This is a genomic window from Pseudomonas urmiensis (assembly GCF_014268815.2).
Lineage (GTDB): Bacteria > Pseudomonadota > Gammaproteobacteria > Pseudomonadales > Pseudomonadaceae > Aquipseudomonas > Aquipseudomonas urmiensis.
In genome coordinates this window covers 3,223,646-3,244,137 of record NZ_JABWRE020000001.1, presented here as the reverse complement: position 1 = coordinate 3,244,137, position 20,492 = coordinate 3,223,646, and the positions used below count along the sequence as shown (strand labels likewise).

The following is a 20,492-nucleotide window of genomic DNA, read 5'->3' as shown; positions in this document are numbered from 1 at the left end:
AGGCGCGCATTTGTGCCGTGATAGCGCCTATCTGGGCGTAGCTGCTGTCAGCAATGACGCTACCGCGGGGCAAGCCCGGTCCTGCACGATCAACAGCGCCTGGCGGTCGGATCACACGTGACGATCGCGCCATTGCTGGAGCCAGGTGCCTGCTCCCTGCTAACATCCTGCCTTTGTTTCATCTTTCGTTCGAGACTCTCCATGACCACCGTTCGCACGCGTATCGCGCCATCGCCCACCGGCGACCCCCATGTCGGCACCGCCTACATCGCCCTGTTCAACTACTGCTTTGCCAAGCAGCACGGCGGCGAGTTCATCCTGCGCATCGAAGACACCGACCAGCTGCGCTCGACCCGTGAGTCGGAACAGCAGATCTTCGACGCCCTGCGCTGGCTGGGCATCGAGTGGAACGAAGGCCCGGACGTCGGCGGCCCGCACGGCCCTTACCGGCAGAGCGAGCGTGGCGAGATCTACGCCAAGTACGCCAAGGAGCTGGTCGACGCCGGTCACGCCTTCTACTGCTTCTGCACTGCCGAAGAGCTCGACCAGATGCGCGCCGAGCAAATGGCCCGTGGCGAAACCCCGCGTTATGACGGCCGCGCGCTGAAACTGAGCGCCGAGGAAGTGCAGCGGCGCCTGGCCGCGGGCGAGCCGCACGTGATCCGCATGAAGGTGCCGAGCGAAGGCATCTGCGTGGTGCCGGACATGCTTCGCGGCGATGTCGAGATCCCGTGGGACCGCATGGACATGCAGGTTCTGATGAAGAACGACGGCCTGCCGACCTACTTCCTGGCCAACGTGGTCGATGACCACCTGATGGGCATCACCCACGTGTTGCGTGGCGAAGAGTGGCTGCCCTCGGCGCCCAAGCTGATCAAGCTGTACGAGTACTTTGGCTGGGAGCAGCCCAAGCTGTGCTACATGCCGCTGCTGCGTAACCCGGACAAGAGCAAGCTGTCCAAGCGCAAGAACCCGACCTCGGTGACCTTCTACGAGCGCATGGGCTTCATGCCTGAGGCCATGCTCAACTACCTCGGGCGCATGGGCTGGTCGATGCCCGACGAGCGCGAGAAGTTCTCCTTGGCGGAAATGGTCGAGCACTTCGATCTGTCGCGCATCTCCCTGGGTGGGCCGATCTTCGACATCGAGAAGCTGTCCTGGCTCAACGGCCAGTGGCTGCGTGATCTGCCCGTCGAAGAATTCGCCGCACGGGTGCAGAAATGGGCCTTCAACAGCGACTACATGATGAAGATAGCCCCCCACGTGCAGGGCCGGGTCGAAACCTTCAGCCAGATCGCCCCGCTGGGTGGTTTCTTCTTCGAAGGTGGGCTCAAGCTCGATGCCAAGCTGTTCGAGCATAAGAAGCTCTCGGCAGACCAGGTGCGCCAGGTCATCCAGCTGATCCTGTGGAAACTCGAAAGCCTGCGCCAGTGGGAAAAAGAGCGCATCACCGGTTGCATCCAAGCCGTGGTCGAAGCCCTGGAGCTGAAGTTGCGCGACGCCATGCCCTTGATGTTCGCTGCCATTACCGGCCAGGCGAGCTCGGTCTCGGTGCTCGATGCCATGGAAATTCTCGGCCCTGACCTGACCCGCTTCCGTCTGCGCCAGGCGCTGGATCTGCTCGGCGGCGTGTCGAAGAAAGAAAACAAAGAGTGGGAAAAGCTGCTGGCGAACATCGCCTGAACCACCCGGTAGCATTTGCGTGGAAGCGGGCTTGCCCCGCGATTGCAATGGATAATCCACCATCGCAATCGCGGAGCGGGCCCGCAACTGCACGATAAAACCCCAGCAGCGATGGGGCAGGGCGGTAAGTGATTGTTATCTGTGAAAAAACTTTTGATTAATTTCAAAAATTCGTTTGACAGCTCTGCAATCCGCTCTTAATATGCGCCCCGTCCACAGCGATGAACGAAACGAAGCGCCAGGCACCCAGCCGGCGATTCCAGTTCAAAGCGACATTCGTGGGGCTATAGCTCAGCTGGGAGAGCGCCTGCATGGCATGCAGGAGGTCAGCGGTTCGATCCCGCTTAGCTCCACCAAATTCCGATTCTCAGTCTGCCAAGGCGACTGGGGATGAAATCCGGATTCAGCGCCGGGTTTCAAGGTAGAAGGTTCGTCCCCTTCGTCTAGTGGCCTAGGACACCGCCCTTTCACGGCGGTAACAGGGGTTCGAGTCCCCTAGGGGACGCCAGTTTTACACAAGCGATGTTTCAGGATGTCGCTGGGCCGCGAGGCTAGAAATCTGGGGCTATAGCTCAGCTGGGAGAGCGCCTGCATGGCATGCAGGAGGTCAGCGGTTCGATCCCGCTTAGCTCCACCAATTTGCCAGGATTCGTGAAAACGGATCTCTACGAAGGTTGTAATGTCCCCTTCGTCTAGTGGCCTAGGACACCGCCCTTTCACGGCGGTAACAGGGGTTCGAGTCCCCTAGGGGACGCCATTTTTACCCGCGTTTTGCGGGGCTTTAAAGGCTCATTCGCATATTGGATGGGCCTTTTGTTTTCGGGGCTATAGCTCAGCTGGGAGAGCGCCTGCATGGCATGCAGGAGGTCAGCGGTTCGATCCCGCTTAGCTCCACCAATTTGCCAGGATTCGTGAAAGCGAATCTCTACGAAGGTTACATGTCCCCTTCGTCTAGTGGCCTAGGACACCGCCCTTTCACGGCGGTAACAGGGGTTCGAGTCCCCTAGGGGACGCCATTTTTACCCGCGTTTTGCGGGACTTTAAAGGCTCATTCGATTATTGAATGGGCCTTTTGTTTGTCTGTAATCCCACTTTTCTTGAGCGCCGACCAGAGGTCGAAGATTTCGCTTGCCTAAAAATATTATAGGCATAATATTTCAGCCATAATATTTGCGAGGCCGCCCATGAGCGACAAGAAGAGCAAGACCCGCGAGCGCATTCTCGACGCGGCCTGCAGTGCGCTGATCCAGCAAGGCCCGGCTGACCCCAGTGTGAGCCAGGTGATGAGTGCGGCTGGGTTGACGGTGGGAGGGTTCTACGCGCATTTCGACAGCAAGGACGAGCTCATGCTGGAGGCTTTTCGCCAATTGCTCGGCGAGCGCCGGGGCTTGCTCGCCCAGGTCGATCCAGCACTGGATGGTGCCGGGCGTCGCGCCTTGGCCGCGGCTTTCTACCTTTCGCGCAAGCATCGTGACGCTCACGAGCACGCCTGCCCGCTACCTAACTCCCTGAGCGAAATGCAGCGTCTGCCTGAAGCGTTTCGCGAGGTGCTGGCCGAGCATATCGAGTTGATGACGGCGCAGATGGTCGATTGCCCGGAAGACATCGATAAAGCCTTTGCCGACCTGGCCCTGATGGTCGGTGGTTTGGCCCTGGCTCGCGCCTTGAGCGGCACCGAGTTATCCGACCGTATCCTGCGCGCCGCCAAGTCGGCGGTGATCTGAGCAACCTCAACCCTGGAGCAAGGCGATGACTACCCTGAGCTGGATTCGCGGCGTCAACGGAACTCTCGGTCGGCTGGCCCCCGAGCATGTTGCCGGGAAGATGCGACGGGCGTTCATGACGCCCCGCAACCTGCCACCCAGACCGTGGGAACTGCCGCTGCTGGCGCGTGCTGAACGGATCACCTTGCGCTTCGGACTGTCGGCCCTGCGGTGGGGTAATGGCCCCACCGTGTTGATGATGCATGGCTGGGAAGGGCGTCCGACGCAATTTGCGGCGCTGATCGAGGCATTGGTCGATGCGGGTCACACGGTGGTCTCCCTCGAAGGTCCCGCTCATGGCCGGTCGCCTGGTCAGCAGGCCAACGTGGTGCTGTTCGCCCGCGCGCTGCTTGAAGCCGCTGCAGAGTTACCACCATTGCGGGCGGTGATTGGCCATTCCATGGGCGGCGCCAGTGTCATGTTGGCCTTGCAATGGGGATTGCGCACCGAGGCCGCAGTGAGTATCGCTGCGCCTGCGCAGTTAATCGGCGTGTTGCGCGGCTTTGCTCAGCGTTTAGGGCTACCTGCGCGGGCCAGGGCAGCGTTCATTCGCCAGATCGAACACGATGTCGGCATGCAGATCGCCCGCCTGGACGTCAGTGGCTACCAGCTGGAGCTACCGGGCCTGGTGGTGCACGCGGCTGACGATCAGTTGGTCCCGGTCGGCGAGGCGCAGCTGATCCACAAGGCCTGGTTCGACAGCCGCCTGATGCTGCTGGAAGAGGGCGGCCACCAGCGAGTGCTGGCCGACCCGCGCCTGAGCGAAGCGGTGCTGGATTTGCTCGCGCGTACCCAGGAACCTACCCGGCAAAGCGCTTGAGCTTGGGTTACACTCCGCCCGTTCACTGACATTGGGAGCGGGCATGAGCTGGGATTTGGCATCGCCATTTATCATCGACCTTCGCGTCGGTGCCGACGACATCGATGGCCTCGGCCACGCCAACAACGCGGTCTACGTCACCTGGCTGGAGCGCTGCGCCTGGCGCCACTCGCAGCGCCTGGGTCTGGACCTGGCCGAATACCGCCGCCTGGACCGGGCCATGGCTGTGGTTCGCCACGAAATCGACTACCTGGCCGCTGCCTACGAAGACGACGAGCTGCAGCTGGCTACCTGGATCATCGACTGGGACCAGCGCCTGCGCATGACCCGGCGCTTTCAGCTCAAGCGCCCACGCGATGGTGCAATCTTGCTGCGGGCGCAGACCACCTTTGTCTGCATCGAACTGTCCACTGGCAAGCCCAAGCGTATGCCGACGGAATTTATCGAGGGTTACGGTCAGGCGCTGATCGGTGCCTGAACTGCTGTGATTGTTTGCTAGACTGCCGCCTTTTTCGCCGAGACCCCTTCATGCAAATTGCCCTGGCCCCGATGGAGGGGCTGGTCGACAACATTCTGCGCGACGTGCTTACCCGCGTCGGCGGCATCGACTGGTGCGTTACCGAGTTCATCCGCGTCTGCGACCGCCTGCTGCCGCCTTCGCAATTCGACAAGCTCGCCCCGGAGCTGCGCCTGGGCGCGCGCACGGCGGCGGGCGTGCCGATGCGCCTACAGCTGCTCGGCTCGGATCCGGTGTGCCTGGCGGAAAATGCCGTGCTGGCTTGCGAGCTTGGCGCGCCGGTGATCGACCTGAACTTCGGCTGCCCGGCCAAGACCGTGAACAAGTCGCGCGGTGGGGCGGTACTGCTCAAGGAGCCGGAGCTGTTGCATGCGATTGTCAGCCAGGTGCGGCGGGCGGTGCCGGCGCATATACCGGTGACGGCCAAGATGCGCCTGGGCTTCGACAGCCCTGACGGCGCACTGGACTGCGCCACGGCACTGGCCGAGGGTGGCGCTGCGCATCTGGTGGTGCATGCGCGCACCAAGGTCGAGGGCTACAAGCCGCCGGCACACTGGGAATGGGTGGCGCGCGTGCAGGATGTGGTCAAGGTGCCGGTGTTCGCCAACGGCGAAATCTGGACGGTGGATGACTGGTGGCGCTGCCGTGAGGTCAGCGGGGCAGAGGACATCATGCTCGGTCGCGGGCTGGTGTCGCGGCCAGATTTGGCCCTGCAGATCGCTGCCGCGCGGGATGGGCGCGATTACCAGCCGTTGGATTGGCAAGCGTTGCTGCCGCTGCTGCGAGAGTTCTGGCGCCAGGCCCAGGCCAAGCTGTCGCCGCGCTATGCGCCGGGGCGCATGAAGCAGTGGATGGCGATGTTGACCCGCAGTTATCCCGAGGCAGTGGTGATGTTTGCTGAGCTGCGGCGGGTGGATGACTGTGAGCGGATCAGCCAGCTGCTGGGGGTGGATATGCGCGAGGCGCGGTGCGAGGCGGTCGCCTGATTGAACCTGTTGTGTGAGTGCGGGTGTTATCGCGGGGCAAGCCCGCTGCCACAAAGAGCTAGAAAAAATTTTGCAGTCTGCACTTGAAACCTTTTCCCTGGCCCTTATCTCTTGAGTACGCGATGCCGAAGTCGGGTCGCGTAATGACTTACTTGCTGAATCTCAGGAGTTTATGACCATGACTACCGCTTTCTCTCTTGCACCACTGTTCCGCCATTCCGTTGGCTTCGACCGTTTCAATGACCTGTTCGAATCCGCGGCGCGTAACGAGGCGGGTAGCAGCTACCCACCCTACAACGTGGAAAAACATGGCGATGACCACTATCGCATCGTGGTTGCCGCAGCTGGCTTCCAGGAAGACGACCTCGACCTGCAGGTTGAAAAAGGCGTGCTGACCGTAAGCGGAGGCAAGCGCGACGCAGGCAACGCAGGCGCAGTGACCTATCTGCATCAGGGCATTGCCCAGCGGGCCTTCAAGTTGTCGTTCCGCCTGGCCGATCACATCGAAGTGAAGTCGGCAGGTCTGGCCAACGGTCTGCTCAGCGTCGATCTGCTGCGCGTCGTCCCGGAAGAGGCCAAGGCCAAACGCATCCCGATCAACAGCGACAAACCTGCGCTGAACTAAGCTTGTCGGGATGTACGAAAGGGCACCTTCGGGTGCCCTTTTTACGTGTCATGGATGTACATGTTATGGATGTACATAGCGTGGGAGCGGACTTGCCCCGCGATTTGCCAAGGCACAAGTGGCGAAGCCGGCCTCGCGAACGATAATCGCGTGGCAAGCCCGCTCCCACGCATTTCTTTCAGTAGTCAGCTGGCGCTTCCAGCAGCATCTGCCGGAACTCCTGCAGCGGCAGTGGCCGGCTGTGCAGGTACCCCTGGTACAGGTGACAGCCCAGCCGCTCAAGAAACTCTAGCTGCTCGGTCAATTCCACACCCTCGGCAATCACCGCGAGCTCAAGACTGCGGGCCATGGCCACGATGGCGCGGACGATCTCGGCATCATTGGGGTCGATCGGCGCGTCGCGGACAAAGGTCTGGTCGATCTTCAGCGCATCCACCGGCAGCCGTTTGAGGTAGGTCAGCGATGAGTAACCGGTGCCAAAATCATCCATGGCAAAACTTACGCCATAGCGCTTGAGCTCGCGCATCTTGGCAATGGTGTCCTCCAGGTTCTGGATGACGATGCCTTCGGTGATCTCCAGCTTGAGCATGTGCCGTGGCAGGCGGTAGTCGTCGAGGCTGCGCAGCACTCGCTCGACGAAATCGTTCTGGCGGAACTGCCGAGGGCTGATGTTCACGCACAGGCTGAAATCGTCGGCATCGATCAGGCCGTCCTGCAGCATATGGGCGCAGGCATCGCAGGCTTCGTCGAGGATCCAGCTGCCAACTTCAAGGATCAAGCCACTTTCTTCGAGTACCTGAATGAACTGGGCCGGTGGCTGCTGGCCCAATTGCGGATGGTGCCAGCGCAGCAGCACTTCGGCGCCAACGATGCGGTTATCGCGGGCATCCACCTGGGGCTGGAAGTGCAGCGCCAGTTCACCCCGGGCCAAGGCCAGGCGCAGGTCGTTCTCCATGCGCAGGCGCTCGCTGGCGGCCTTCTGCATGGTGGTGTGGAACAGCTGGGTGGTGTTGCGCCCGGAGTCCTTGGCCCGGTACAGGGCGATATCGGCGCGCTTGAGCAGGTCGGCGGGGGTGGCGCCATGGTCGGGGATCAATGCCACACCAATACTTGGGGTCACTTGCAGGCGCTGGCCATCCAGCGACATCGGCTCGGCGAGCAGCTCGCGCAGGGTGTCGGCCAGCTCGCGGACTTGGGTTTCCACCGCCTCGCGGCTGCCTTCAAGGCCGGTCAATAGCACCACGAACTCATCGCCCCCCAGGCGCGCCACGGTATCCTCAAGGCGCACGCTGGCTTCCAGGCGCGCAGTGATGATCTTCAGCACCGTGTCGCCGACTGGATGGCCGAGCGAGTCGTTGATGTGCTTGAAATGGTCGAGATCGAGGAACAGCAGCGCGCCGCGCAGGTTGTGGCGCTTGAGCAGGGCGATCTGCTGGCTGAGGCGATCCATCAGCAAGGCGCGGTTGGGCAGGTTGGTCAGCGGGTCGTGATAGGCCAGGTGGCGGATCTGCGCCTGGGCGTTCTTCAGTTGGCTGACGTCGCGCGCGGTCAGCAGCAGGCAATCGCTCTCGTTGAGGCTGATGGGTTCTACCGACACTTCGACGGTGAGAATATCGCCGCGCTTGTTGCGCCCGAGCATCTCCCGGTGATGCACCCGGCCGCGCTCCTTGAGCTCGTTGAGCAGGGCGCTGCGCTGTTTGTCATCGGCCCAGATGCCGATCTCATACACCGACTGCCCGACCACCTCGGCAGCGCTGTAGCCGGTCAGTCGGCAGAAGCCATCGTTGACCTCAAGGTAACGGCCGGTCTCACGCTCGGTGATGGTGATCGCGTCGGGGCTGGAATGGAAGGCCTTGGCGAACTTCTCCTCGCTGGCCTTGAGCGCCGCTTCGGCGCGTTGCTGCTGGGTGATGTCGCGCAGTGAGGTGACGCTGCAGGGTTGGTTGTCGACCGTGATCAGGCGGCTGGAAATCACGCAGGTCAGGGCTGCGCCGCTGCGGTGGTTGACCACCACCGCGACATTGCTCAAGTCCTGCTCGCGGATTACCCGCTCGATGCGGTGTGCGCGTTCGGCCGATTCGGCCCACAGGCCAATCTCCTCGGCGGTACGGCCAATCACCTGCTCGGCGTTCCAGCCGAAGGTCTGGGTGAATGCCGGATTGATCTCGATGAACTGGCCAGAATCCTGGCGGGTTACGCAGATCGGGTCGGGGCTGACCTGGAACAGGCTGGCGAACTTCTCTTCCGACGCACTCAGGCGCAGCTCGCGCTCGACCTGGTCGGTGATGTCGAGCAAGGTGCCGGCCATGCGCAGCGGGTTGCCTTGTTCGTCGCGGTAGAGCCGGGCGCGGCTTTCGATGTAGCGCGAGGCGCCGTTTTCCAGCTCCACCCGGTAGGTGATCTGATAATTGCCCGCCGGGCCTTCGCGCAAACTGCGATAGGCCTGGCGCATGACATTGCGCTCCTGTTCCGGCACGCCTTCGAAAAAGGCTTCGAACGACTCGTGAAAGGGTACTGGGTCGAGCCCATGCAGCTGTGCGGCGCGGGCCGAGCCATACAGCATGCCACTGGGGATGTGCCAGTCCCAGGTGCCCAGTTGCGCGGAATCCAGGGCAAGGTCCAGACGCTCCTGGCTGTCCTTGAGTGCCTGTTCGGCGCGTTTGCGTTCACTGGTGTCGACGAAGGTACTGAGCAGGAACGTGACGCCTTCAAGCTCAATGCCCTGGGTGCAGAGGATGCCGTCGTGGATCTTGCCGCTGCTGGCGCGAAATTGCACTTCCATGGTCACCGGGCCGCTGGTGTTGCGGGTGGCTTCCAGCACCTGGTGACGCTGGTCGGGATTGACCCACAGGCCGAGCTCGATGCTGGTCTTGCCGACGATCTGCGCACCGGGCCAGCCGAACATGTCTTCAAAGTGCTGGTTGACCTCGAACAGCATGCCGTCGTTACGGCGGGTCAGCAGAATCGCGTTGGGACTCAGGTGGAAGAGGGTGGCGAAGCGTTTTTCCGAGTTGATCAGGGCGGTTTCGCGTTCGCGCTGGCGGGTGATCTCGCGGATCACCCCGATCATCTGCCGCCGGCCATGGCGGTCTTGGGTCAGGCTGCCGTTGATCTCCAGCCAGTGCATGCTGCCATCTGGCCAGCGGATACGATGGCGCATGGCCTGTTCGATCGGTTCGCCGTTGACCACCGCCTGAAAGGCCTGGCGGGTGCGCGCGCGGTCCTCTTCAGGCAGCAGGTCGAGGTAGTCGATGTCGCTGGGCAGCGGCCGCAGCGGGTCGAAGCCAAATAATGCCTGGGTGCCGCGCGACCAGCTGACCCGACCGCTCTCGATGTCCCACAGCCAGGCGCCCAGGCGTGCACCATTGAGGGCGGCCAATAGTTGTGGGGCATTCTGCCAAGCCTGTTCCGACGCCTGCGGGTCGGCCGCAGGGATGCGCGGCAGGCGCGCAAAGCGATTAACTGATTTGGGCATCGATACCAGACCTTTGGCGAATGACGCGTCCCTGAGAGTGAAATGCCGTGCTGACGACCGGTCAGGCGGGCCCTGCGTGGCTGTCGAGCAGGGCCATGAACGCCCTGGCTGCGTTCGACAGCGTTCGCTCGGTGTGCAGAATGTAGCCTAGCTGTCGCGACAGCTTTACGCCGGGTAAAGCGATGGGTGCAACTTGTTCATCGAGCATGGTGCGCGGTAGCACGCTCCAGGCCAGGCCAATCGACACCATCATCTTGATGGTTTCCAGGTAGTTGGTGCTCATGGCGATGTTCGGCGTCAGGCCCTGGCTTTCGAACAGGCGTTGAACAATGTGCCGGGTAAAGGTGTTGCCGCCCGGGAACACGGCCGGATGGCTGGCGACGTCGGCCAGGCTGACTGCGCCGTTGCTGGTCAACGGATGCTCGGGGGAGGCGACGAAGTCCAGTGGATCGTCCCACACCGATACCGCCCGAACCAGGTGGTGCGGCTCGGGTGCCAGGGTGATGACGGCGATTTCCGCCCGGCCATGGAGAATTTCGTCGTAGGCCGCTTCTGAATCAAGAAACTGAATATCTAACGCGACTTTTGGGTGCTCGCGAGTGAATGCCCGTAGTAGTGGGGGAAGGCGGTGTAAACCAATATGGTGGCTTGTCGCCAGGGTCAGCCTACCGCTCACTTCCCCGGTCAAATTGGTAAGCGCCCGTCGGGTATCATCCAATACGTTGAGGATTTGATAAGCCCGCGGCAGCAATGCCCGGCCGGCTTCGGTCAAGGTCACCTCCCGGCCCAAGCGGTCGAACAGGCGGACGTCCAGTTGCTGCTCAAGGCCAGCGATGCGTTTGCTGATTGCCGGCTGAGTCAAATGCAGGCGTTCGCCGGCCCCGGAGAAACTGCCGGTCTCGGCGATGGCGATAAATGCGCTCAGGTTGGCCAGGTCCACCGTTTGTATTCCTTCAGGTTATCCAAAGCATAAAAATTATGAATTTGAGTTATTCAATCTAACCCCATAGCATCGACCGTACAAGCCAAGGGGTTATTGGCATAGAAAGACGCTGATGAGGAACAGTCTGATGGCCGGCAAAACGCTCTACGACAAACTCTGGGATGCGCATGAAGTCAAGCGACGCGACGACGGCTCGTCCTTGATCTACATCGATCGCCACATCATTCACGAAGTGACTTCGCCTCAGGCCTTCGAAGGTCTGCGCCTGGCTAACCGCCAGCCATGGCGCATCGACGCCAACATCGCCACGCCTGACCACAACGTGCCAACCACCCCTGAGCGCAAGGGCGGCATCGAGGCCATCGCCGACCAGGTGTCGCGCCTGCAGGTGCAGACCCTCGACGAGAACTGTGACGAATACGGCATCGTCGAATTCAAGATGAACGACGAGCGCCAAGGCATCGTTCACGTCATCAGCCCAGAGCAGGGCGCGACCTTGCCAGGCATGACCGTGGTGTGCGGCGACTCGCACACCTCGACCCACGGCGCCTTTGGCGCATTGGCCCACGGCATCGGCACCTCCGAGGTCGAGCATGTGCTCGCGACCCAGTGCCTGGTGGCCAAGAAAATGAAAAACATGCTGGTGCGCGTCGAAGGCAAATTGCCTGAGGGCGTCACCGCCAAGGACATCGTCCTCGCCGTGATCGGCAAGATCGGCACCGCCGGTGGCAACGGCCACGCCATGGAGTTCGCCGGGAGCGCCATCCGCGATCTGTCGATGGAAGGCCGTATGACCATCTGCAACATGTCCATCGAGGCCGGTGCCCGGGTTGGCTTGGTGGCAGTGGATGACACCACTATCGATTACGTTGAAGGGCGTCCCTACGCGCCGACGCCTGCTCAGTGGAGCCAGGCAGTGGCCGCCTGGAAGGGCCTGGTCTCCGACGCAGATGCGGTGTTCGACACCGTGGTCGAGCTGGACGCTGCGCAAATCAAGCCGCAGGTCAGCTGGGGCACTTCTCCAGAGATGGTGCTGGCGGTCGATCAGCGCGTGCCGGACCCTGCTGCCGAGCCAGACTTGATCAAGCGTAGTTCGATCGAACGTGCGCTCAAATACATGGGCTTGAGCGCCAATCAAGCGATCACCGATATCCGTCTGGATCGGGTGTTCATCGGTTCGTGCACCAACTCGCGGATCGAAGACTTGCGCGCCGCTGCCGACATCGCTAAAGGCCGCAAGGTCGCTGCCAACGTCAAGCAGGCGTTGGTGGTACCGGGTTCAGGCCTGGTCAAGGCGCAAGCCGAACGTGAAGGGCTGGACAAGATCTTCATCGAAGCCGGTTTTGAATGGCGTGAACCCGGCTGCTCGATGTGCCTGGCGATGAACCCGGATCGCCTGGAAAGCGGCGAGCACTGCGCCTCGACCTCCAACCGTAACTTCGAAGGCCGCCAAGGCGCCGGTGGTCGTACCCACCTGGTGAGCCCGGCGATGGCCGCCGCCGCCGCAGTGACCGGTCACTTCATCGATGTCCGCGAGTTGATCCAAGGGAGCGCAGCATGAAAGCCTTTACCCAGCACACCGGCTTGGTCGCACCGTTGGATCGCGCCAACGTCGATACCGACCAGATCATTCCCAAGCAGTTTCTCAAGTCGATCAAGCGCACCGGCTTCGGCCCGAACCTGTTCGACGAGTGGCGCTACCTGGATGTGGGGCAGCCTTACCAAGACAACAGCAAGCGCCCGCTGAACAAAGAGTTCGTGCTCAACCACGAGCGTTACCAGGGCGCCAGCGTGCTGCTCGCCCGCGAGAACTTCGGTTGTGGCTCCAGCCGTGAGCACGCGCCTTGGGCGTTGGACGAGTACGGTTTCCGTAGCGTGATCGCGCCAAGTTTTGCCGACATCTTCTTCAACAACAGCTTCAAGAACGGCTTGCTGCCGATCATCCTCAGCGATGAGGAAGTCGATGAACTGTTCAAGCAGGTTGAAGCCAACCCTGGCTATCAGTTGACCGTGGACTTGCAAGCCCAGGCGGTGACTCGTCCAGATGGCAAGGTGCTGCATTTCGAGATCGACGCCTTCCGCAAGCATTGCTTGCTCAACGGCCTGGACGACATTGGCCTGACCTTGCAGGACGCCGATGCGATCACGGCGTTCGAGGGCAAGCATCGCCAGAGCCAGCCGTGGTTGTTCCGCGATGCCTGAAGTGTGTAAGTGACTGTACCGGCCTCATCGCGGGGCAAGTCCGCTCCTACAGGGGCAGCGCTCATCGTGTAGGAGCGGGCTTGCCCCGCGATAGCGCCGGCACAGGCAAAACCAGATAAGGACCGATCCATGACCAGTAGCCAACACACCGACGTCGTCCAGCGCCAGTTCGGCGAGCAGGCCAGTGCCTACCTGAGCAGCGCCGTGCACGCCCAAGGCAGCGAGTTTGCCCTGCTGCAGGCCGAGCTCGCCGGCCATGCCGACGCCCGGGTGCTGGACCTGGGCTGTGGTGCCGGTCATGTCAGTTTCCACGTCGCGCCATTGGTTGCCGAGGTCGTCGCCTATGACCTGTCGCACTCGATGCTCGACGTGGTCGCCAGCGCCGCGGCACAACGCGGCCTGGCCAATATCACTACCGAACGCGGTGCGGCGGAACGCTTACCGTTTGCCGATGCCGCGTTCGATTTCGTCTTCAGTCGCTACTCTGCGCATCATTGGAGCGACCTGGGCCTGGCCTTGCGCGAAGTGCGCCGGGTGCTCAAGCCGGGTGGGGTGGCGGCGTTCGTCGATGTCATGTCGCCGGGCAGCCCGTTGCTCGATACCTACTTGCAGAGCGTCGAAGTGCTGCGTGACACCAGCCACGTGCGCGATTATTCGGCCGCCGAATGGCAGCGCCAGGTCAGCGAGGCAGGTTTGCATGTGCGCAGCCACAGCCGCCAGCGCCTGCGCCTTGAGTGGAACTCCTGGGTCGAGCGCATGCGCACCCCTGATGCGCTGCGCGTGGCCATTCGCCAATTGCAGCAAGCGATGGGCGAGGAAGTGCGGCAGTATTACCAGATCGAAGCCGATGGCTCGTTCAGCACCGACGTGCTGGTGTTGTGGGCTGAGCGCTAGTATTTTCCGGCGAAGCCGCTACCGGCGCGCCGTTTGAATGGATAGAGGAAAGCATGAGCAAGCAGATTCTGATTCTCCCAGGTGATGGCATTGGTCCGGAAATCATGGCCGAAGCGGTCAAGGTGCTGGAGCTGGCCAATGACAAGTTCCAGCTTGGCTTCGCCCTGGAGCACGACGTGATCGGTGGCGCGGCCATCGACAAACATGGCGTGCCGCTGGCTGATGAAACCCTGGAGCGTGCGCGCGAGGCTGACGCTGTACTGCTCGGCGCCGTTGGCGGGCCGAAGTGGGACAAGATCGAGCGCGACATCCGCCCGGAGCGCGGTCTGCTGAAAATCCGTGCGCAACTGGGCCTGTTCGCCAACCTGCGTCCGGCCATTCTCTATCCGCAACTGGCCGATGCCTCCTCGCTCAAGCCAGAAATCGTCGCCGGCCTGGACATCCTCATCGTCCGTGAGCTGACTGGCGGCATCTACTTTGGTGCCCCACGTGGCCAGCGCGAGCTGGAGAACGGCGAGCGCCAGGCCTACGACACCCTGCCGTACAGCGAAAGCGAGATCCGCCGGATTGCCCGCGTCGGTTTCGACATGGCCCGCGTGCGTGGCAACAAGCTGTGCTCGGTAGACAAAGCCAACGTACTGGCGTCCAGCCAGCTGTGGCGGGAAGTGGTCGAAGACGTGGCCAAGGACTACCCGGGCGTCGAGCTGAGCCACATGTACGTCGATAACGCCGCCATGCAGCTGGTACGCGCGCCCAAGCAGTTCGACGTGGTGGTGACCGACAACATGTTCGGCGACATTCTGTCGGATGAAGCTTCCATGCTGACCGGCTCCATCGGCATGCTGCCTTCGGCGTCGCTGGATGCCAATAACAAGGGCATGTACGAGCCGTGCCACGGCTCGGCCCCGGACATCGCCGGGCAGGGCATTGCCAACCCGTTGGCGACCATCCTCTCGGTGTCGATGATGCTGCGTTACAGCTTCAACCAGCACGCCGCTGCCGAGGCGATCGAGCAGGCGGTCAGCCTGGTGCTGGATCAAGGGCTGCGCACTGGCGACATCTGGTCGGCTGGTTGCAGCAAAGTCGGTACGCAGGAAATGGGCGACGCAGTAGTCGCAGCGCTGCGGAATCTGTAATCTCTCTGGCCCGCCACCGTTCTGTCTCGGTGGTGGCCCACTTTTAGCAAAGGTGTAGTTGCGATGAAACGTGTAGGTCTGATCGGTTGGCGTGGAATGGTCGGTTCCGTGCTCATGCAGCGGATGCTCGAAGAGCAGGATTTCGACCTGATCGAGCCGGTGTTCTTCACCACCTCCAATGTGGGTGGCCAAGGTCCGAACGTGGGCAAGGATATTGCTCCGCTCAAGGACGCCTACAGCATTGAAGAGCTCAAGACCCTCGACGTCATTCTGACCTGCCAGGGCGGCGACTACACTAACGAAGTCTTCCCCAAGCTGCGCGAAGCCGGCTGGCAGGGTTACTGGATCGACGCCGCTTCCTCGCTGCGCATGCAGGATGACGCGGTGATCATCCTCGACCCGGTCAACCGCAAGGTGATCGACCAGCAGCTCGACGCCGGGACCAAGAACTACATCGGCGGCAACTGCACCGTCAGCTTGATGCTGATGGGCCTGGGTGGCCTGTTCGAAGCCGGTCTGGTCGAGTGGATGAGCGCCATGACCTACCAGGCCGCCTCCGGTGCTGGCGCACAGAACATGCGCGAGCTGATCAAGCAGATGGGCGGCATCAATGCGGCGGTCACCGATGAGTTGGCCAATCCGGCCAGCGCCATCCTCGACATCGACCGCAAAGTGGCCGAGGCCATGCGCAGTGAAGCCTTCCCGACCGAGAACTTCGGCGTGCCGCTGGCCGGCAGCCTGATTCCGTGGATCGACAAGGAACTGCCGAACGGCCAGAGCCGCGAAGAGTGGAAGGCCCAGGCTGAAACCAACAAGATCCTGGGTCGCTTCAAGAGCCCGATCCCGGTCGACGGTATCTGCGTGCGCATCGGCGCCATGCGTTGCCACAGCCAGGCGCTGACCATCAAGCTGAACAAAGACGTGCCGTTGGCCGATATCGAAGGCATGATCAGCCAGCACAACCCATGGGTGAAGCTGGTGCCGAATCAGCGTGAGATCAGCATGCAGGAGCTGAGCCCGACCAAGGTCACCGGCACCTTGAATGTACCGGTTGGCCGTCTGCGCAAGCTCAACATGGGTTCGCAGTACCTGGGTGCCTTCACCGTTGGCGACCAGTTGCTGTGGGGCGCTGCAGAGCCGCTGCGGCGTATGCTGCGGATCTTGCTCGAGCGTTGATTGCGCCTGGCTTGACCGAAACCCGTGCTCTTGCTGAGCGCGGGTTTTTTGCTTTTAGGGGGCTGTTAAGGCTCTATCGCGGGACAAGCCCGCCCCCACGCAAGTTTCGCAGCCAAGGTCGGGGCTGGCGTGGGGGCGGGCTTGCCCCGCGATAGCAATAGCGCATCCGAGGCTATTCAAATGCCCTGAAGGTACCCCAAGCCCAATAATCCAAGTAAAGTGCCGCTCCCGCCGAACCCGCAGAGGATTTCCCATGAGCCAACCCCTAGACATCGCCGTCATCGGCGCCACCGGTAGCGTCGGTGAAACCCTCGTGCAGATCCTCGAAGAACTCAGCTTCCCGGTCAAAACCCTGCACCTGCTCGCCAGCATGGAATCTGCTGGTAGCAGCGTAATGTTCGCTGGCAAGAAAGTGCGTGTGCGCGAAGTTGACAGCTTCGACTTCAGCCAGGCCCAGCTGGCCTTCTTCGCCGCGGGCCCGGCCGTCAGCCGCAGTTTCGCAGCCAAGGCCCATGCCGCCGGCTGCACGGTCATCGACCTGTCAGGTGGTCTCGATCAGGCGCTGGCGCTGGTCCCGGAAGCCAATGGCGATCAGCTGGCCAAGCTGACCCTGCCGGCGCAAATCACCAGCCCAAGCGCTGCCGCCGTTGCGCTGGCGGTGGCCCTGGCGCCGCTCAAAGGTCTGCTGGATATCGAGCGCGTTCAGGTCATGGCCAACCTGGCAGTGTCGGCCCAGGGCAAGGAAGCGGTCAGTGAGCTGGCGCGCCAGACCGCCGAGCTGCTCAATGCCCGTCCATTGGAGCCACGCTTCTTCGACCGGCAGATCGCTTTCAACCTGCTGGCCCAGGTCGGTGCCAGCGATGAGCAGGGGCACACCGCCGTAGAGCGGCGCTTGGTCAATGAGCTACGTGTGCTACTGGACATGCCTGCGCTGAAGATTTCCGTGACCTGCGTTCAAGTCCCGGTGTTTTTCGGCGATAGCTTGAGTGTGGCCGTACAAAGCCGCCGCCCGGTGGACCTGGTGGCAGTCAATCAGGCCCTGGACGCGGCCGACAGTATCGAGCTGGTCGAAGCGGACGATTATCCGACGCCGGTGGGTGACGCAGTGGGCCAAGACGTGGTCTATGTTGGTCGTGTACGCCTTGGCATTGATGAAGAGCAACAGCTCAACCTCTGGCTCACCACCGACAATGTGCGCAAAGGCGCTGCGCTCAATGCCGTTCAAATCGCTCAATTGTTGATAAAAGACAGGCTCTAAAAGATACTTCTGAGGGTTTGCACGAAAAGTCGCCGAGCGGCGATCAGGCAAGGCGAAAACAGGCGAGGAAGCGCAGTTTACTGGTTGTAAATGAGCATTCCGAGCCTGTTTTCACCGCAGCATTTTCACCGCAGCATGATCGTCGCGCAGGCACTTTTTGTACAAAGCCAAGCAATTTTGTCCTATATCACATTAGATTTTGGGACGATTCATACAAGGGAAGAGGTCATGCTTCGAATTCGCAAACTGGTTTTGGCCATGGCGGCAGCATCTGCGCTGTCGTCCGGCATGGCGAATGCCCTGGGGTTGGGTGAGCTGACCCTCAAGTCGGCACAGAACCAGCCGCTGGACGCCGAGATCGAATTGCTCGACGTGCGCGACCTCTCCGCTGCCGAAGTGGCGCCGAGCCTGGCGTCGCCGGAAGAATTCGCCAAGGCCGGGGTGGCCTATCCACCCTATGTCGAGGACCTGACCTTCACCACGGTGCTCAATCCCAATGGCAAGAGCGTGCTGCGGGTTACCTCCAGCCGGCCATTGAGCGAGCCTGTGGTCAAGTTCCTGGTCCAGGTGATGTGGCCGCAGGGCCGTCTGCTGCGCGACTACAGCGTCCTGCTCGACCAGGCCAAGGCCCAGGGCGAGCAGCCTGCGGCGGCCAACATCAGCGCGCCGGTCAGCGGCGCTGGTAGCTACACCACCAAACGCCGTGACACCCTTTGGCAGATTGCCGCGCGCAACAGCCAGGGCGGCTCGGTGCAGCAGACCATGCTGGCGATCCAGGCACTGAACCCGGATGCCTTCATTGGCAACAACATCAACCAGCTGAAGATCGGCCAGGTCTTGCGTCTGCCGGATCAGCAGCAGATTCAGAGCATTGCCCAAGGCGAAGCGAACCGTGAGGTGGCCGAGCAGTACGCGGCCTGGCGCGAAGGCCGCCGTTTGGGGCCGCGCGCTCGTCAACTCGACGCGACCCGTCGCGGCGCAGCCGAGGCGGCGCCATCGCGCATCGCCCAGGGCGACAACCTGCGTCTGGTCAGCCCTGGCAATCAAGCAGGGGCGGCTGGGGCGAAGGAGCTCAACGACAAATTGGCGGTCGCCCAGGAGAGCCTGGACACCAGCCGACGCGACAACGAAGAACTCAAGAGCCGCATGACCGACCTGCAGAGCCAGCTGGACAAGCTGCAGCGTCTGATCCAACTGAAAAATGACCAACTGGCGCGCCTCGAAGCCCAAGGCGCCGCCGGGCAGACGCCGCCAGTCGCTGCTCTGCCAGGTGAGCCTGCGCCGGCCCAGCCAGCCGTCAACGCCCAGCTGACGCCAGCGGAGCCTGTCGTCGAGCCAGCACCCGCTGCGGTCGATACCGCGCCGCAAGCCGCGCCGGGCGCTGAAGCCAAGACTGAGCAGAGCGCACTCGACGAGCTGCTCGGTAATCCATTGCTGTTGGGCCTGATTGCTGGCTCGGCGTTCCTTGTGTTGCTGCTGTTGCTGCTGTTGTTGGCACGCAAGCGCAAGGCTCAGCAGGAAGCCGAGAAGCACCTGCGCATGGCCCGCGCCTTGTCGGAGGAGGGGGAGCGCAACCCTGATCTGGACCTGCCGCCAAGCAGCTTCGATGAACTGGATGTGTCGGCGCCAAGCGTGACCCTGTCGCCGGCAGTGGTGGCGGCTTCTGCCGCAGCCGCTACGGCAGCGGAGAAGCCTGCGGTCGTCGCCCCGGTGATGGCGCCTGCGCCAGAGCCGCAAGAAGATTCGCTCGACAAGCTGCTGGCCGAAGTCGAACTGAGCCTGCAGCGTGGTCGCCTCAATCACGCCGCCGACCTGCTCGAGACGGCTGTGGCCGCCGAGCCTGAGCGCAGCGACCTGCGCTTGAAGCTGATGGAGGTCTACGCACGTCAAGGCGACCAGAACGCCTTTGCCGATCAGGAGCGCAAGCTGGCGGGCAATGAGCAGAACAAGGCTGAGGTCGAATCGCTCAAGGAACGCTTCCCGGCCATGGTCGCCGTGGCGGCTGCCGGCCTTGGCGCGGCGGCCCTGGCGGCAGAGCTGGACGAGCAATACGTTCAAGAGCTGCTGCAAGACGAACAGGATATCCCGGCTGCTGAGCTAGGCGAGCCTGAGCCTGTGGTCGAGGAGCTGGTGTCCGAGCCTGTAGTCGAGCCTGAGCCGCAAGTACTCGCCGATGTGACACCCGTCGAAGAGAGCGACCTGGACAGTGCCTTCGATCTGAGTCTGGACGATGACCTGGCGCTGGATGATCAGTTGCAGTCGCCGATCCTGGATGAGGTTGAGCCTGCTATTGAACCTGAGGCTCAGTTCGAGCAGCCCGAGGTGGTTGAGCCGGCAGTCGGTGAAACGGATGCCGATGACGACTTCGAAGCGCTGCTGGCCCAGGCCCAAGCTGAGGCCGAGCCGCAGAGCGTCGACGACCTGGCCGACTTCGATCTGGATGTCGGTGATTCGCCAGTTGCGACTCCGGCCGAGGAAGCCCCGGTGGATGTGGCCGCTGAGCTGGCAGCGTTCGACGAGATTCCCGAGTTCGATCCGATCTCCGAACTGGAGCTGCCAGACGACTTCGACCTGTCGCTGTCGCTGGAAGACGACTCGCCCGCGGCAAAGAACTTTGCCTCGGAGCTGGACGACGTCAACGCCGAACTGGACAAGCTCTCGCAGAACCTCGAAACGCCGTCGCTGGAGGCGCAATTCACCGCTGCCGACGCCGCGCAGGAGCCGGAGCCGCTGGACGACCTGGACTTTGACTTCTTCTCCGGTGCCGACGAAGTGGCCACCAAGCTCGATCTGGCCCGTGCCTATATCGATATGGGTGATCACCAGGGCGCGCGCGACATCCTCGATGAAGTGGTCAAGGATGGTGATGATGGTCAGCGCAGTGAAGCCGAGGAGATGCTGTCCCGGTTGGTGTAAGACTGCAGGTCGGTGGTGTTCTTTTCGCGGGCAAGCCCGCTCCCACAGGTACCGCATTGATCTTGAGGGGCGTGCGCTCCCTGTAGGAGCGGGCTTGC

General features: G+C 62.2%; 15 protein-coding genes and 6 tRNA genes. 19 read left to right on the top strand and 2 right to left on the bottom strand.

What is annotated here, in order from left to right:
- Positions 1 to 201 precede the first annotated feature (201 nt).
- The 12 genes from gltX (at position 202) to HU737_RS14565 (ending at position 6,394) form a co-directional block, all read left to right on the top strand.
- Positions 202 to 1,683 (top strand): glutamate--tRNA ligase, encoded by a 1,482-nt coding sequence (gene gltX / locus HU737_RS14620; protein WP_186556852.1) that lies wholly within the window; start codon positions 202 to 204, stop codon positions 1,681 to 1,683.
- Between the two features lie 280 nt (positions 1,684 to 1,963).
- Positions 1,964 to 2,039 (top strand) — tRNA-Ala (locus tag HU737_RS14615).
- Positions 2,040 to 2,115: 76 nt separating this feature from the next.
- A tRNA-Glu gene (locus tag HU737_RS14610) sits at positions 2,116 to 2,191 on the top strand.
- Between the two features lie 53 nt (positions 2,192 to 2,244).
- Positions 2,245 to 2,320 (top strand) — tRNA-Ala (locus HU737_RS14605).
- A 44-nt stretch (positions 2,321 to 2,364) separates the two neighbouring features.
- A tRNA-Glu gene (locus tag HU737_RS14600) sits at positions 2,365 to 2,440 on the top strand.
- Between the two features lie 64 nt (positions 2,441 to 2,504).
- Positions 2,505 to 2,580: transfer RNA gene (locus tag HU737_RS14595), tRNA-Ala, on the top strand.
- 43 nt (positions 2,581 to 2,623) lie between these two features.
- Positions 2,624 to 2,699: transfer RNA gene (locus HU737_RS14590), tRNA-Glu, on the top strand.
- A gap of 168 nt (positions 2,700 to 2,867) precedes the next feature.
- Positions 2,868 to 3,407 carry a TetR/AcrR family transcriptional regulator gene (locus HU737_RS14585; RefSeq protein ID WP_186557671.1) on the top strand — a complete coding sequence of 180 codons (540 nt, stop codon included), beginning with the start codon at positions 2,868 to 2,870 and terminating at the stop codon, positions 3,405 to 3,407.
- 25 nt (positions 3,408 to 3,432) lie between these two features.
- On the top strand, positions 3,433 to 4,266 hold the full coding sequence (locus HU737_RS14580; RefSeq protein WP_186557672.1) for an alpha/beta fold hydrolase: 834 nt from the start codon (positions 3,433 to 3,435) through the stop codon (positions 4,264 to 4,266).
- A gap of 43 nt (positions 4,267 to 4,309) precedes the next feature.
- Positions 4,310 to 4,744, top strand: a complete 435-nt coding sequence (locus HU737_RS14575; protein ID WP_186557673.1) for an acyl-CoA thioesterase — start codon at positions 4,310 to 4,312, stop codon at positions 4,742 to 4,744.
- Positions 4,745 to 4,794: 50 nt separating this feature from the next.
- Positions 4,795 to 5,769 (top strand): tRNA dihydrouridine synthase, encoded by a 975-nt coding sequence (locus HU737_RS14570; RefSeq protein WP_186557674.1) that lies wholly within the window; start codon positions 4,795 to 4,797, stop codon positions 5,767 to 5,769.
- Between the two features lie 178 nt (positions 5,770 to 5,947).
- Positions 5,948 to 6,394 carry an Hsp20 family protein gene (locus HU737_RS14565; protein WP_186557675.1) on the top strand — a complete coding sequence of 149 codons (447 nt, stop codon included), beginning with the start codon at positions 5,948 to 5,950 and terminating at the stop codon, positions 6,392 to 6,394.
- Between the two features lie 178 nt (positions 6,395 to 6,572).
- Here the strand turns inward: HU737_RS14565 and HU737_RS14560 are convergent, their stop codons facing one another.
- Both HU737_RS14560 and HU737_RS14555 read right to left on the bottom strand, forming a co-directional pair.
- Positions 6,573 to 9,869 (bottom strand): PAS domain S-box protein, encoded by a 3,297-nt coding sequence (locus tag HU737_RS14560; protein ID WP_186557676.1) that lies wholly within the window; start codon positions 9,867 to 9,869, stop codon positions 6,573 to 6,575.
- A gap of 61 nt (positions 9,870 to 9,930) precedes the next feature.
- Positions 9,931 to 10,809: a LysR family transcriptional regulator gene (locus tag HU737_RS14555; RefSeq protein WP_186557677.1), complete on the bottom strand. Its 879-nt coding sequence runs from the start codon at positions 10,807 to 10,809 to the stop codon at positions 9,931 to 9,933.
- Positions 10,810 to 10,939: 130 nt separating this feature from the next.
- Here HU737_RS14555 and leuC point away from each other — a divergent pair, with 130 nt between their 5' ends.
- From leuC to HU737_RS14520, 7 genes are all read left to right on the top strand, one after another.
- Positions 10,940 to 12,373: a 3-isopropylmalate dehydratase large subunit gene (gene leuC, locus HU737_RS14550; protein ID WP_186557678.1), complete on the top strand. Its 1,434-nt coding sequence runs from the start codon at positions 10,940 to 10,942 to the stop codon at positions 12,371 to 12,373.
- A complete protein-coding gene (gene leuD, locus HU737_RS14545) occupies positions 12,370 to 13,014 on the top strand; it encodes a 3-isopropylmalate dehydratase small subunit (RefSeq protein ID WP_186557679.1) in 645 nt (214 codons plus the stop codon). The genes leuC and leuD overlap by 4 nt, the downstream gene beginning before the upstream one ends.
- Before the next feature lie 129 nt (positions 13,015 to 13,143).
- A complete protein-coding gene (locus HU737_RS14540) occupies positions 13,144 to 13,908 on the top strand; it encodes a class I SAM-dependent methyltransferase (RefSeq protein ID WP_186557680.1) in 765 nt (254 codons plus the stop codon).
- Between the two features lie 53 nt (positions 13,909 to 13,961).
- Positions 13,962 to 15,044, top strand: coding sequence for a 3-isopropylmalate dehydrogenase (gene leuB, locus HU737_RS14535; protein WP_186557681.1), 1,083 nt, complete (start codon positions 13,962 to 13,964; stop codon positions 15,042 to 15,044).
- Positions 15,045 to 15,107: 63 nt separating this feature from the next.
- Complete coding sequence (gene asd, locus HU737_RS14530; RefSeq protein WP_186557682.1) at positions 15,108 to 16,220, top strand: aspartate-semialdehyde dehydrogenase; 1,113 nt, start codon at positions 15,108 to 15,110, stop codon at positions 16,218 to 16,220.
- Between the two features lie 253 nt (positions 16,221 to 16,473).
- The gene (locus HU737_RS14525; protein WP_186557683.1) at positions 16,474 to 17,478 is read left to right on the top strand and encodes an aspartate-semialdehyde dehydrogenase; all 1,005 of its coding nucleotides are present in this window, start codon (positions 16,474 to 16,476) and stop codon (positions 17,476 to 17,478) included.
- 228 nt (positions 17,479 to 17,706) lie between these two features.
- On the top strand, positions 17,707 to 20,394 hold the full coding sequence (locus tag HU737_RS14520) for a FimV/HubP family polar landmark protein (RefSeq protein ID WP_186557684.1): 2,688 nt from the start codon (positions 17,707 to 17,709) through the stop codon (positions 20,392 to 20,394).
- The last annotated feature ends 98 nt before the right edge of the window (positions 20,395 to 20,492 follow it).

Bases quoted from the DNA above. Each gene is read 5' to 3' on its own strand.
- HU737_RS14580 (WP_186557672.1), top strand. From the start codon at position 3,433: ATGACTACCCTGAGCTGGATTCGCGGCGTCAACGGAACTCTCGGTCGG.
- HU737_RS14540 (WP_186557680.1), top strand. From the start codon at position 13,144: ATGACCAGTAGCCAACACACCGACGTCGTCCAGCGCCAGTTCGGCGAG.
- HU737_RS14585 (WP_186557671.1), top strand. From the start codon at position 2,868: ATGAGCGACAAGAAGAGCAAGACCCGCGAGCGCATTCTCGACGCGGCC.
- leuC (WP_186557678.1), top strand. From the start codon at position 10,940: ATGGCCGGCAAAACGCTCTACGACAAACTCTGGGATGCGCATGAAGTC.
- HU737_RS14520 (WP_186557684.1), top strand. From the start codon at position 17,707: ATGCTTCGAATTCGCAAACTGGTTTTGGCCATGGCGGCAGCATCTGCG.
- HU737_RS14575 (WP_186557673.1), top strand. From the start codon at position 4,310: ATGAGCTGGGATTTGGCATCGCCATTTATCATCGACCTTCGCGTCGGT.
- asd (WP_186557682.1), top strand. From the start codon at position 15,108: ATGAAACGTGTAGGTCTGATCGGTTGGCGTGGAATGGTCGGTTCCGTG.
- HU737_RS14560 (WP_186557676.1), bottom strand. From the start codon at position 9,869: ATGCCCAAATCAGTTAATCGCTTTGCGCGCCTGCCGCGCATCCCTGCG.
- HU737_RS14525 (WP_186557683.1), top strand. From the start codon at position 16,474: ATGAGCCAACCCCTAGACATCGCCGTCATCGGCGCCACCGGTAGCGTC.
- HU737_RS14570 (WP_186557674.1), top strand. From the start codon at position 4,795: ATGCAAATTGCCCTGGCCCCGATGGAGGGGCTGGTCGACAACATTCTG.
- gltX (WP_186556852.1), top strand. From the start codon at position 202: ATGACCACCGTTCGCACGCGTATCGCGCCATCGCCCACCGGCGACCCC.
- leuD (WP_186557679.1), top strand. From the start codon at position 12,370: ATGAAAGCCTTTACCCAGCACACCGGCTTGGTCGCACCGTTGGATCGC.
- HU737_RS14565 (WP_186557675.1), top strand. From the start codon at position 5,948: ATGACTACCGCTTTCTCTCTTGCACCACTGTTCCGCCATTCCGTTGGC.
- leuB (WP_186557681.1), top strand. From the start codon at position 13,962: ATGAGCAAGCAGATTCTGATTCTCCCAGGTGATGGCATTGGTCCGGAA.